Source organism: Rhizobium sp. AN68 (assembly GCF_030758035.1).
Lineage (GTDB): Bacteria > Pseudomonadota > Alphaproteobacteria > Rhizobiales > Rhizobiaceae > Agrobacterium > Agrobacterium tumefaciens.
Window position 1 is genome coordinate 1,989,042 of the sequence record NZ_JARWMI010000002.1, and the last position, 13,001, is coordinate 2,002,042.

Sequence of the window (13,001 nt, forward strand, 5' to 3'; positions counted from 1 at the left end):
TCGGAAACGACGTGAAGCCTGCCGCGTTTCTCAGCTTACTTTAAACTATCACTTACCAGCCGTAGCTGAATGTCAGGCCGCTGCCGTTGTCTCCGTTCTGCTCCACGTTGGTTTCGGTGTTCCGCCCATACTGGAAAATGCCATAGGCATTGTTATTGCCGTTTTGCTGCAACGTTGCGGAATGGCCGTTGCCCCGCTGCCGGATAAAGCCGAGATTGCCGCGACCGTTCTGGGCGATGCCTGCCGCATTTCCCCGGCCCAATTGCCGGATGTCTGCGTCTTTCAGATCGCGATAAAGCGAGTAGGCGCGCAGCCCGGTTGAGAAAAGATCCCCATTCCCCGAATTGTCGGGCGCGAGGTCAAAGGAAATGCGGCCACCGGCATGGGCGGGAGCCGTAAATCCGAGCGGCACAAGGCCTCCAACAAGCAGAGTGACGGTGAGAAATTTCAACACGTTGCGGGTCATTCTGATCTCCATTCTGTCAGTGCCCTTGCCGATGATCCACTCTCGCATCCTGCAACTGAACCCGAACGGAATTGCCCATTCACATGTCGTTCAGTCGCTGCAAGAGGATCAAAGAAAAGGGCGCTCAACTGGCGCCCTCTCTGGTGGAAATGTATGGTTTAAGTCAGCCTAGTCGCCGCCAACCTGCTTCGTGCAGCTGAAGTGTCTGCCATCGATTTCGAGATCGAGCACTGCCTTGTACTGCGCTCCCTTCGCGCCAAGCGTTACCGAACTCAGAAGTTGCGAACGCCCGGCAGCGGCATCAAAGCCGCCGCCCTGGTTGATGACGGAACTCCCGCTGCCTCCTGAATTTTCGACGTGAAAGGCATAGGTACCTCCAGCACCGGTGTTGCCCTTTGCGAAGGCCTCCAGCCTGACCATGCCCGCCTGTGGTGTTGCCTTGATCTCGCAAAGCTTGCCTTCGCTCAGGTCATTTGCGGTCGACATGGCTGCAATGGCGCCGAAGGGAAGCAGTGCAACGGCAAGGATAGCCGCCAGGCGGCGTGGATGTGTGACGCTGTAGGGCATGGCTAGTCTCCTTGATGATCTGTTGACTTGATCTCGACCAGTTGCACGTCAAGGCCTGCGGCGGCTTACGGGCAGGCCTGCACGAAGGCCGCGACATTATCATTACCGCCCTGGTTCACATTGGCGCTGCAGCCACGGCCAACCTGAACGCCGGCCGCGATGTTGCCGTTGCCGTCTTGGGTCAGGATGGTGGTGTGGTTGGAGCCGAACTGGCCGATGCCCGCCACGTTGCGGCTGCCGTTCTGATAGGTGGAGCCGTAATTGTCATGCCCCTCCTGACCGACAGCCGAAAGGTTGTGACGACCATATTGATGGCCGACGATCCGGTTATAGCCGCCGTTCTGGTAGGTGCGGATCCGGTTGCCATAACCTTCCTGTGCGCCACCGGCAGAGTTCGACCAGCCATATTGTTCGATGCGCACATCGTTGGCCATGGCGGGAGCCGTGGCGGTGAAGCCAACGAGAGCGGAGAGTGCAATTGCAACGAAAGACGTACGGATCATGACTGTCTCCTCAGGCGGATAAGACCGCGGTTGAACGTCTTTGTTGTAGACGGTCTCGTTGGAACGGAAGCTGAAGAGATTATTCAGTCGTGGTTCATTGGCGGGGTATGGTCCCAGCGTCGCAACAATGGTGACGAACATGATGACTAAAGTTTTCTTGGCAGGATGAAACCAAATTGGCTCGCCTTTCGTACATGGCTTGCGCCTTCAATGTTCAGGCGAAAAGGGAGACGAATCTGGGTCCGATGGAGCTTCAAAGCCGCGCTAGCCAGCCCGCAAATGCAGGGTCTGCTGCAAGAGATGATCTGACACGAGCAACCCTAACCGTTGCCTGGGTCATCATCCTCAACAAGCCATTTTATCCGCTTTACGTGTGGTATCTGGTCGATGACGGAGCCGTGGCATCGCTTGTCACCCTATTGTCGGTGCCATTCTTTCTCGCGATACCATTCCTGGCGAAAAAAATCCCCGTTAGCCGCGCGCCTCGCTCTCCCCTTGGTGGGAACAATCGACACGCTGTTTGAAACCAAACTATTCGGCCAGGCTTCTGGCACCGAATTTTTCTTCGCAGCCTGCATCATGCTTGCAGCCATGTCGTTCCGCGCAGACGAGAAGCTCTGGCAATATGCGATGGCAATCCTCGTCTTCATCGCTTTCTTTTTCTCGCGGACGTTTCTGGGCGCGCCGCTGCAATCCTGGTCGGCAGACGATCTTGCAACGCTTCTCAATCTGAATGCGTTCTCTGCCGCCAGCCTCATGGTCTTTATCGCCCTTAGATATGCCGGCATTTCACGGCGAACCGAAATCTGAACAAGAGCCGTGCCATCGACAGGAGGAGTTTATGCTTAGACATTGTAACCGCGTGATTGGTGCCCTGACATTTTCGCTGTTTGTGTTTGCCGGTTCTGCGGTTTCCGCAGCCCCCAAACCGGTTGCCGTGGGTCTCGATCATTACCGCGGTACCTGGCTTGAAATCGGCCGTACACCCATGTTGCTGACAGACGGATGTGTTGCAGGATATTCCACCTATCGGCAGGGAGCATCGGCAGATGAAGTGCTGATAGAAGATGGCTGTCGAGCAGGAAATCCGAATGGTCGCCTCAAGACGGTGAACGGCGTCGGCAAGATCGAGGATTTCGGATCAACCAATGCGAAGATGCGCGTTCGCTACCCTCTTTTCATCACATTCAATTATTGGGTTTTCTACAAATCGCCTGATAAGTCCTGGTTCATCAGCGCCAACCCGTCGACCGGCGATGTGTGGATCTACGCCCGCAACATCCCGTCCAAAACGAAGCTCAATGAAATGATCATGAAAGCACGTGAGCTTGGCTACGACGTCAGCAAGCTCGAGTTTCCGGTCCAGAAATAACAGCTGATGGAGCGCATGGATGATGCAGTCGCTTGAAAATGGCTACAGGGCGATCGTCTTGGGCGCATCCGGCGGCATTGGTGGAGCCCTGTTGTCGTATTTCGAGGCCGACCCTCGTTGCGCGCTTGCCTTGCCGCTCTCGCGAAGCGTCGATGGTCTCGACATAACGAACGAAACCACAGTGCGCGAAGTTGCCGCCCGTCTGGAGGCTCAGCGCGGCTCCTTCGACCTGATATTCAACGCAACCGGTGCCTTGACGGTCGATGGTGCCGGTCCTGAAAAATCGATAAGGGCGATCGACGAAGTTCAAATGGCGAGGCAGTTTGCGGTCAATGCCATAGGCCCCGCTTTGCTCCTCAAGTATTTCACCCCGCTTCTGCGCAGAGACAGGCGAAGCATTTTCGCCTCCCTGTCCGCGCGTGTTGGCTCGATTGGCGACAACAGATTGGGCGGATGGATCTCCTACAGGGCGTCCAAGGCCGCTCACAATCAGATCATCCGAACCGCAGCCATCGAAATCGCCCGCACAAACCCACAGGCCATCATCGTGGCGCTTCATCCCGGGACAGTCGAAACAGAGCTGTCCCAGCAATTTTCGAAGGGCAAAGACTTGTTCACCCCGCAGCAGTCTGCCGCGCGCCTGATGGAAACAATCGATGGTCTCACACCGGTACAAACAGGGCAGTTTTTTGCCTATGACGGTTCAAGGATCGAATGGTGAGTGCCGGCATTCGTTGACGCCGGCGAATTTGAAGTGAGCGAATGATGGGCCATCATACCGCTGAAACTCTTTCCTGGCTGTCTCGTGATTTGCTCACTCCCATAAGGGAGTGTCCGGCTGAAGAGGGTGGAATCGGAAGGAAAAACTGGCTCTTCGTCAGCTAGAAAAAGAGCGCTAAGCGCATCATCCACGTTCTTGGCTGTACCAGACCAGCATAGCCCAAGGCTGATATCTATCTGAAATCGAGACATTCATGAGTTGGACACTGAAATCCAACGCATCAGCCGAACGCTTACTTTCAAGCAAATTGAATCACGCACTTAAAATGACGAATCTAGTTTTGTGGAAGCGTCTTCTCATAAGCGGCCAAAGCGGCGTCTAATTTTTGCCTGTCACCCCAAATAGCTCTTGAATCATATGCGCGAAGTGGGAACTTTCCCCAATCAAGCTCTATTTCGAGTGCGTGGTCTTTAACAAAACGTTGCACCATAGTCTTTAAGCTGACCGGTTCACCGCTGCAACAATTTATCACACCCACCACTTCCGTCTGAGACGACACTGCTGCAATCTGCGCGCCCAGATTTTTTACATGGATGAAGTCGTAAAGAAGTTCGCCACTGTTTAGTGGGAACGATTTCTTTCCATCATCTGTGGCTTGAAGCAGTTTGGCGAATATTGAATTATTAAGCTCGTCTTCGCCGTAAATGTAAAAGCACCTCAACCATTGATATACGGCAGAGAACTCTTTGCAATACAGTTCCTGTACCAGGCGAAGATGGTTTTTTGCTATCCCATAAGCATGGAGAGGCGATGTCGCCGTGTTCTCGGAAATTGGCCCAATATGATAGCCCACCTCATGCATGGTGCCGAGACCGACGACGTGCTTCAATCCACCTTCCAGCATGTTCCGGATGAAGTTGATGTGGCCAGGCAGATTTTTAAGATGTTTGTCGCTTGCGTGACTGAAACCATCCTCCCAGGCTAAATGAATCAAGATGTCCGGGCGCCCAACGGTTTCGAAGACGGACTTGTCTGAGTTAAGAATGTCGAGGTTAATGACCTCCGCACCCGGAACGTGTGTCGTTCCCCGTCGAGTAGTCAGAACGACATCGTGCCCTTGTTCTATCAGCCAAAGCGCAACATATCTTCCAACGTAACCTTCGCCGCCTGTTACAAGATACTTCAAAATTCACCACCCTTGCGCCTCGCGACGCCAACATTTCTCTACGTGACCATCCAGTAACCGCAAGGTATCTGGCAGTAGAATCGCCTGCGTATAATCACCAGGACGCAATAATAGGCAAAACTTCAGATATTTATGCCGTTGCTGCAACAATACCAAGGCGCTGCCCTGCATAGACGCCGTCCCGAAGCGGTCGCCACCACCATTCGTTCTCAAGATACCAGCGCACGGTTTTCTCTATGCCTGAATCAAAGTTTTCAGTTGCTTTCCAGCCAAGTTCATTTTCCAGCTTGCTCGCATCGATTGCATATCTTGCATCGTGGCCGGGCCTGTCAGTTACGTTCACAATTAGGTTGTCATAACGCTCGCCGGTTGGTCGCAATTGGTCCATCAGAGCGCATATACGCGTCACCACATCGACGTTGCGGCGCTCATTGCGGCCACCGACATTGTATTTCTCGCCAATCCGTCCTCGTGTTGCAATCAAGTGCAATGCTCGAGCGTGATCATCGACGAACAACCAATCGCGTACGTTAACGCCGCTGCCATAGATAGGTATATTCTTACCTTCGAGCGCATTAAGGATGGTGAGCGGTATCAGTTTTTCGGGGAAATGATATGGGCCGTAATTATTTGAGCAGTTCGATACGACGACGGGAAGACCATATGTCCGACACCAGGACATCGCCAGATGATCGCTGGCAGCCTTTGAAGACGAGTAAGGCGAGGATGGATCGTAAGGTGTTGTTTCTTTGAAGAGACCGTCATTCCCCAGAGATCCATAAACTTCGTCTGTGGAAACATGCAGGAATCTGAACGAACTTTTATCTGACGTCGAAAGACCGCCCCAATAACGTCGAGCCGCTTCCAGAAGCGTAAATGTGCCTACAACATTTGTTTGAATAAAATCGGCTGCCGTAGTTATGGACCTGTCTACATGACTCTCCGCAGCGAGATGCATCAGGAGGTTCGGTTTAAACTGGTCGAAAGCCTCGTTCATAGCAACTGCGTCGCAAATGTCGGCTTTAAGGAAACGATGGTTTGGAGCGTTCTCAACCTCACTTAGCGAGGCTAGATTGCCAGCATATGTCAGCTTATCCACTGTCAGGACTTCGGCGCGCACTTCATTGACAAGATAACGCACCAACGCAGAACCGATAAATCCCGCTCCGCCAGTTACAATAATACGCATGTATTAATTCCCATATATTAAACGGCAACGGCTGCCGAGGCGGCAACTTTCAAGAGATACTTTCCGTATACTGTCTTTGAAAATTGATGCCCATATTCGACAAGTGTATCGACCGAAATCCATCCGTTCGTAAACGCAATTTCTTCGATACAGGCGATGTGCGTGCCCTGTCTGTGTTGGATTGTGCGCACAAATTCCGACGCTTCGAGCAAGCTGTCATGTGTGCCAGTGTCAAGCCACGCATAGCCGCGAGACATGCGCTCAATATGCAATTCGCCATCTGCAAGATAAAGTTGGTTGAGGTCAGTGATCTCATATTCGCCGCGGGGCGAAGGTTTAATAGTTCTAGCGCGCTCAACCACAGATTCATCGTAAAAATAAAGCCCGGTTACCGCGAGATTTGATTTGGGTACCGTAGGCTTTTCTATGATCTGAATTGGCCGACCCGAACCATCCAACTCCACAATTCCGTATCGATGCGGATCATCGACTTCGTATGTGAATACTGTAGCACCGTGTTTTCTGGCCTTTGCGCTCAACAGAAGTTTCTCAAGCCCTGCGCCAAAGAAGATATTGTCACCCAGTACCAATGTTGCCGGTGAGCCGTTTAGAAATTCTGCGCCAATAGTGAATGCCTGAGCCAGTCCATCGGGGCTCGGCTGCACCGCATAGGAGATCGACATCCCCCACCTTGAGCCGTCGCCAAATAGCATTCGATAGTTACCGAGTGATTCCGGAGACGAGATTATCAGCACCTCTCTGATGCCAGCTTGCATCAACACCGACAGAGGGTAATAGATCATCGGCTTATCATACACTGGAATGAGCTGTTTATTTACAGCCAGAGTTGCCGGATGAAGCCTTGTTCCGCTACCACCGGCCAGAATTATTCCCTTTGTATTCATCACCAAATCCTTGCAGTCTTTACTCTATCCGGTTGTCCGGATTTTCGCCTTTTGGTTGCGCTCGGTACGTTGCACTTCGTCAGAGGAAGCTAGATCGCTCTATCTCGACAGCAAAGGACGTGGAATAGCTCGAAGTAATACACGATCAACCTCACGGCTCTACAAGTATCAGTGGCTCGCCACCATGCGCGCCATAGATGAACGGGCTATCAAATTCATTCAAGGTTGGTAATTTTAGATCTTTTTCGCTGAGCGTTGGTGTCACCCCTGGCAAAGCAGGCCATTTGATGTCAATCGCTTCGTCATCCCAGCGGATGCCGCCATCGTTCTGGGGGGCGTATCCCGAGGTAACTTTATAGGATACCTCCGTATTCGGCGCCAATGTCATAAACCCATGGGCGAATCCCACCGGTATGTACAATTGATGACCGTTCTCGGCAGACAACTCCACACCGACCCACTTGCCATAAGTGGGGGAGCCATTCCGGACATCCACTGCCACGTCAAAAATGCTGCCGCGAATACAGCGAACCAATTTTGCTTGCCCAAATGGAGGAGTTTGAAAATGCAGCCCGCGGATCGTACCAGCCGGAACGGAGAGTGAGTGATTGTCCTGCACGAACCGGTCTGTGATGCCCAGATTTTCAAATGCTTGCTCACTGTAAACTTCAGTGAACCAACCTCTCGCGTCACCAAACCGACGTGGTTTGATAAGTGTAAGTCTATAATTCATATGTCCCAAGCCGACTTAAAATTGAGTTCAGTTCACGTTTCTACTTCGTCGATTGGATATTGCAAGCCGTATGACACAAAATTACGAAATTCCTCAACCGGTGGGCGTTGTTTCTGGTTTCGCTAAATTTGAAAGCCCTATTCTTGATAAGCATTGTCTAGGAGAGCTTCTTCACAGACAGTCTGAACCGCTTTCCCCAGTGATGTGTACAAATCATTCTCTTGAACGGGCGACGCGGGTAGCGGAGTCTGCTCATTTTCCGAGGCAACGTGTTTCATGAACAAACGCATAACGTGTCCGACACCCTCTTCGGTAACCTCTCGCAATCCATCATCATAATAACGGCCGCGGTTGTAACTACCAGTTATAATCTCATATGACGGGAAATATGCGACGTTGTCGTGCAATTCACACACTGTCTCCGCCGCTACACGCAACACAGACTTGCTGTAGGTTGTGCTGACCAGAACATGGCGTGATATAGCTGTCGCGGCTAGAGGAACGGGTGACACTGTCAAGATTGCGCGAATAGACGGATTGATTGTCCGTAGCTTGATAAGGAATTCATTTAAATCAGCCACTACTTCACTCACGTTCAGGTTCGCGAACGCATATTTTTCATCACTGAATTCACCGCCTGCGACACCGGGGCACACAGGCAGAACCGTACCATCTTCGCGGCAGAACCAATGTTCTGTTAGGCCAAGCGTGAACACAAAAACATCAGCTTGCTCAAACATAGATCTCACGTGAGCAAGATGCTGCGCCCGATCTTGGAGCATTTCATCTTCGTTTATAAAGCCATTAGGCTGAATCGTCGGGCGCAAGGGATCAACTTTGCGTCCTGAAGGGATCGTCCATGCGCCTTCTCTCGGCTCAAATTCGCCAAATGCACGCTTCATCAGTTGCAGCAACTGCCGTGTGGTGTAGATATTTCCATATCTTGCGGAGAATGTTCCGTAGTTGTAAATTTGAGCGAGCCCGCTGGAAACGTTCAGCATCGGATGGGCAGACTCTGGTACAAAGTAGTTATATCCGTCGTTTTGAAGATGCCTAGCAATATGCTGGGCAAAACAACTGCCAGCCGTAGCAACCTTGTCAGATCGACTGATTTTAAATTGAAAATTTGTTACAGGATCGACTTCGTGGAAGTTTACTCCCGCAATGGCGCGTGACCAACGCGTGAAATCAGGTAGGTTTCTGTAGGGGTTTGAGGGCCTCCGAGTATTCATTTAATCCAGTCCCATCCCGCGAAATGTCCACCTAGGACTTTTTCGATATGCTTGAATATTAAGCCACCAAAGTGAACATTCCCGTGTGTCGCGTCACTGGAAATACAATCAGTCGCGAGCCATTTGCCGTCAGAAATTGCATCTTGGGGAGTGTAAATAACGTTGGCACCAATTTGGCTGCACTTCTCGATAAAAATACGATTGTGTACCTGCCATGATTTGTAACGAATTATTGCAGGAGTGACGCTGTTGCCGGTCTGAGCTAGTATCGCATCGTTGGTCACGATTTGGCTAACCAAATGATCGTCTTCGATCGTTGGAGGGGAAAGAACGTGATAAACTGGCTCCGATACGCTGCCAGCAAGACCTTCAAGGTCGATCAGGAACGCCTCAGTATTGCGATAAATCGCGGCGTGTACCGCATCGTATGGGATCAACTCCCGTTTTGAATCGAGGGGCAAATCTGTTTCACCTTCGAGCATAAAATCGTAAACTCGATCGGATGATAGTAGTGTCAGGGCGTTATGAGAGTTTCCGCCGAACATACTTATAAATACAATTTTTCTATCACACTGAACGCGCGCTCGAACTCGCTCGAGAAGAGACGGATTAAAATACACCCGTCCATTTTCGTTTATTCCGTAGGGTAATTTTGTCTCATCCTGATTAAATATATTTCGATTGTTATATATGTCGAAAACGTAATGCTCGATAGCGTTTCCCTGCTCTCCGTGCTCCAGCTCTCTATTGTAGAGGAATGGAATCATTGCAGCCAGATGGCTGTGACCGAAATAAACGGCAGCGATAGTAGCCATTGATTAGAAATCTCTCCTGCATGAACTGGATGCAGTTTTGGAATTTTGCCCATTCTTTGTCAATCAGCAACCGCGTAGCTTCGCCCCAAAGTCCGTCGGTCCATTTTCCGGATACATGGCTGGCGCATATAAAGCTATGAATCTGGATACATTGCATTTTTTAACCGCTTGAACACTTCAAATTGGTTTCAAGGTCCGTCGGCGATTGAAAAATTGACTACTGAACAGATTGATTGAATCCATTCCCCGCTGAAGTTAAAGGCAATAAATGACCTCCAACTATGAGGGAGATAGTCACTTACAAAATCTCGTTGATGGGATCGAGGTTCACCGGTTCTATCGCCCAATTTCGAGGATAAATACGGTCTGGCGCTTCGTGAGTACAAAATATTGGAGTTGTACCCGAAGACGAAGTCCTGCCGGCCGCTTCTGTATGAATACGGTTCATTTCCGAACTTTTGCCTCCGTCCTAAGCCTTCTTTGTACTTCTGCCACGTAATGAAGGAGTGGGTTGTTATCGTATTCATCCAAATTCCTGAAATGTCTCCGATAGTCGGCAACATCGAAGTTTTTATTCGGCCAACGGTTTTCATGAACGCCCATTTCGAGAAAATGAAGAAGCGGGTTCATGCCGCTCGCGTGGACGGCGGGATTTTCGCTTAAGTAGAATTTGCTGTCGAAAGCCCAATGCGGACTTCTTCCTTCACGGCCCCCGTAAACAAGAAAGTGGGAAAGAGGTTCAACGCCATGTTTGGCCACATCTTCGTTATTATCAAGGTAATAAGGTACCTCAAAGAGTGGATGTGGCGATAACCCCTCTTTCCAGCCAAACTTCACATAATCCGTCAGGGGATTTGCGACAGTTCTGCCACCGACTTGGGACATGTAATATGCAGAGTCAAACAGGGGGTGCGGATTGAGGAGACGTGTAGCTCCGACCGTCAGATAGTGGACAAGGGGATTGAACGCCGTTTCCGTCTCGAGATACTTCGTCGCATAGGTCCGAGAATCGAATAGGCTAACGAGTTCCTGCCCTTCGGCCCATGCGAAAAACATGTATTCGAGAACGTTGCGGCGCAGGACGGTCTGATTTTCTGTTTTTGTAGGTAAGCCTCTGATAGAACTTACAAAATTCTTGATCATCTCGGCATTATGTCGAACATCTTCGATGCCTGAATCACGGCGGCTTGTCTTGATTTTCGGCAAGAGTCGGCGATTAAAGCCGCATAAATCCATGAGTGTCTCAATGCAGACTTCGCGTTGATAGTGCAGGTCAGGTCGTTTTTGGATATCGACGTCCAGAGGAGGGCATTGACCTCCACAAATCGCCTGCAATTGTTGATGATTATTGGCGTGAATCCGTTTAATCACAACATCAGCATATTCTGATTTTGGCTCAGCATGCGCGGATATCTGGTTGAGAGCAAGATCACCCGATCCATCCGTTGTCGTGATTGGGTAGCCAGCTTTTTTCCACATCTCAAGCATGTGAAATTGCCAAGGCAGGTGCCAAGGCATAAATGACGAAATGTGCTCTAGCTTATATTCGAGCATCGCATAATTGTATTCTGCCTGATGTTTGCTCAGTATCTGCGTTGTCGTATATCCTGCGTCTTGGGCGCAATAGGTAATCAGCCGCTCCAATACATGCGCCAGCCCCCCATCGGTATGATTAGGTTCTGCGTTGAAGTCGGTCCAGTTCCAGCGGTGTTCGAATAGCTTACGCAGCGCCTTGGGGCGAAACCAGAACATTGTGCCATAGGCAGCCACAGGGGTGTTAGCGTCGAACTTGACCGAGATATCGAGCATTTCCGCAATTTTTATTGCTCTCGGTTTGTTTGCAAACCAGGCTTTACCCATCGTCGGAAAGGAAACATGCACCACTGGCGGAACGGCGACCCCTGTCCAAGGTTGCGATTCAAACATTTGAAGAACGCTATCGACAAGATCCGGAGTTCCGGCAATATTTTCAAGCATGTGCCGCTTGAACAGCTGTCCGCGTCCACCTTCGACTTGTGGAGATTTTTTTGTATGCAGCCGCAAAACGAGATCGTAACGGTCGCTCAAGAAGAATTCACGGCACGAGATAAATAGCGCCGACATGTCTCTGCCGCGATTTTCCTCAACGACGATGACGTGCAGTTTCTTGTACCCGCCAATTTTCGCTAATTTGGTTTCAATGGCGAGCTTTTTCTCCTGATCACTTGTCGTGATAATCAGATCGAACGGTGTGTTTATGTTGGCTGCATATTCCAATGTCTCTTCTAGGAGATCTGTATAATATATATGAGCGCATACGGCGATATTTAACTTAGAGCGCACCGAACCGTCGCTGCCGACGCTCGAGTCCGGTAGGATTTTTGTGAGGCCTGCATTTGTATTGAGTGTCCGCAGGTTCGAAGATCGCAGTATGTTTTTCCAGATCAAACCTTCGTCGTAATCAGACGTTTGGCGCATTATGCGCAATGCTCTCGGAAGATCTATTGCGTTTTGCTCAAGAAAAACGGAATCGTGGAAAAATACCCGCCGCTTCAAAATTGGGCAGCGCCTTTCAAGCGCGCTGTCAACGTTTATGAAGCAGGGATAAGGCGACGGATATGATTCATCGTCGTCGTAAACCCCACAACGGTAGCCTAGATCGATGAAGTGTTGAGTAAAATGAGACTCGTGTCGAAGTACAGAATCGACGTAACTTTCGATTTTCGGGATAGTCTGCCAGTAACGAGAGAAATCTTCTGAGTGAAGCATTTTCCCACGGGCTGTAATGAAGTGCGAGTTCAGGTGCCTGGGCAAAATTCCTTCATTTGTGAAGGGATTAGGTACCATCTCTTTGTGTGCGGTGATTCCCCAGAAATCACATTCATATTTTTCCATTTTACCAAACAGCTCGCTGAATGGAAAAATGGGTCCATAAAAAGTGTGATTTAGTAGTATGAGCTCGTCGTATTCTTTCAGGTTCTCATACCCGATATGTTCGATGCCTTCCTTGTACGCCCAAACATCAAATCCAACGTTGTCACGTTCAACGATTTCGCAATCCAGGTCGCAAAGACGCGCTTTTGCCTCTGCAGACAAAGGAGTATTTGACACGAACACGTTACGAGTGACGAAATCCCGAAGCTTTTCGACTAGAAAGAACATGTATTCATCAACAATGCCCTGTTCGTCGAAAAAGAATGTGACAGCAGCTCGTTTCACGTTTTCACCTGTAGAAAATTGGACTATTCTATTTTGCGTTGCGATCGCCAATTACATTGGCCGTGATTGCTTCGCCGAATTCTCCTATGGGTTGCCAAAAAATGCGCTCCACAT

The 13,001-nt window shown here is 50.2% G+C and carries 13 protein-coding genes; 3 read left to right on the plus strand and 10 right to left on the minus strand.

Annotated elements, in window-relative coordinates; all coding sequences use genetic code 11:
• Positions 1-52 precede the first annotated feature (52 nt).
• The 3 genes from RBH71_RS12475 to RBH71_RS12485 all read right to left on the minus strand — a co-directional run bounded on the left by RBH71_RS12475 (position 53) and on the right by RBH71_RS12485 (position 1,536).
• On the minus strand, positions 53-466 hold the full coding sequence (locus RBH71_RS12475; protein ID WP_162634572.1) for a curlin: 414 nt from the start codon (positions 464-466) through the stop codon (positions 53-55).
• A gap of 168 nt (positions 467-634) precedes the next feature.
• A complete protein-coding gene (gene csgH, locus RBH71_RS12480) occupies positions 635-1,033 on the minus strand; it encodes a curli-like amyloid fiber formation chaperone CsgH (RefSeq protein WP_111783920.1) in 399 nt (132 codons plus the stop codon).
• Between the two features lie 65 nt (positions 1,034-1,098).
• A complete protein-coding gene (locus RBH71_RS12485; protein ID WP_013761025.1) occupies positions 1,099-1,536 on the minus strand; it encodes a curlin in 438 nt (145 codons plus the stop codon).
• Between the two features lie 495 nt (positions 1,537-2,031).
• On the opposite strand from RBH71_RS12485, the gene RBH71_RS26655 reads away from it, so the two are divergent.
• Genes RBH71_RS26655 through RBH71_RS12500 form a run of 3 tightly spaced genes read left to right on the plus strand, consistent with a single transcriptional unit; the run spans position 2,032 to position 3,629 of the window.
• On the plus strand, positions 2,032-2,346 hold the full coding sequence (locus tag RBH71_RS26655; protein ID WP_416349575.1) for a hypothetical protein: 315 nt from the start codon (positions 2,032-2,034) through the stop codon (positions 2,344-2,346).
• Between the two features lie 31 nt (positions 2,347-2,377).
• Positions 2,378-2,908, plus strand: coding sequence for a lipocalin family protein (locus RBH71_RS12495; protein WP_323687333.1), 531 nt, complete (start codon positions 2,378-2,380; stop codon positions 2,906-2,908).
• A 19-nt stretch (positions 2,909-2,927) separates the two neighbouring features.
• Complete coding sequence (locus RBH71_RS12500; protein ID WP_323687334.1) at positions 2,928-3,629, plus strand: SDR family NAD(P)-dependent oxidoreductase; 702 nt, start codon at positions 2,928-2,930, stop codon at positions 3,627-3,629.
• Positions 3,630-3,963: 334 nt separating this feature from the next.
• On the opposite strand, the gene RBH71_RS12505 is transcribed toward RBH71_RS12500, so the two are convergent.
• The 7 genes from RBH71_RS12505 to RBH71_RS12535 all read right to left on the minus strand — a co-directional run bounded on the left by RBH71_RS12505 (position 3,964) and on the right by RBH71_RS12535 (position 12,938).
• On the minus strand, positions 3,964-4,815 hold the full coding sequence (locus RBH71_RS12505; protein ID WP_323687335.1) for an NAD(P)-dependent oxidoreductase: 852 nt from the start codon (positions 4,813-4,815) through the stop codon (positions 3,964-3,966).
• A 130-nt stretch (positions 4,816-4,945) separates the two neighbouring features.
• Positions 4,946-6,004, minus strand: a complete 1,059-nt coding sequence (gene rfbB, locus RBH71_RS12510) for a dTDP-glucose 4,6-dehydratase (protein ID WP_323687336.1) — start codon at positions 6,002-6,004, stop codon at positions 4,946-4,948.
• Between the two features lie 17 nt (positions 6,005-6,021).
• On the minus strand, positions 6,022-6,909 hold the full coding sequence (gene rfbA / locus RBH71_RS12515; protein ID WP_112493193.1) for a glucose-1-phosphate thymidylyltransferase RfbA: 888 nt from the start codon (positions 6,907-6,909) through the stop codon (positions 6,022-6,024).
• A 151-nt stretch (positions 6,910-7,060) separates the two neighbouring features.
• Positions 7,061-7,642 carry a dTDP-4-dehydrorhamnose 3,5-epimerase gene (gene rfbC, locus RBH71_RS12520; protein ID WP_323687337.1) on the minus strand — a complete coding sequence of 194 codons (582 nt, stop codon included), beginning with the start codon at positions 7,640-7,642 and terminating at the stop codon, positions 7,061-7,063.
• 137 nt (positions 7,643-7,779) lie between these two features.
• Entirely contained in the window at positions 7,780-8,874 is a 1,095-nt protein-coding gene (locus tag RBH71_RS12525; RefSeq protein ID WP_323687338.1) for a GSCFA domain-containing protein, read from the minus strand.
• A complete protein-coding gene (locus tag RBH71_RS12530; RefSeq protein ID WP_323687339.1) occupies positions 8,871-9,689 on the minus strand; it encodes a hypothetical protein in 819 nt (272 codons plus the stop codon). The genes RBH71_RS12525 and RBH71_RS12530 overlap by 4 nt, the downstream gene beginning before the upstream one ends.
• A gap of 444 nt (positions 9,690-10,133) precedes the next feature.
• Entirely contained in the window at positions 10,134-12,938 is a 2,805-nt protein-coding gene (locus RBH71_RS12535) for a rhamnan synthesis F family protein (RefSeq protein ID WP_323687340.1), read from the minus strand.
• Positions 12,939-13,001 lie beyond the last annotated feature (63 nt).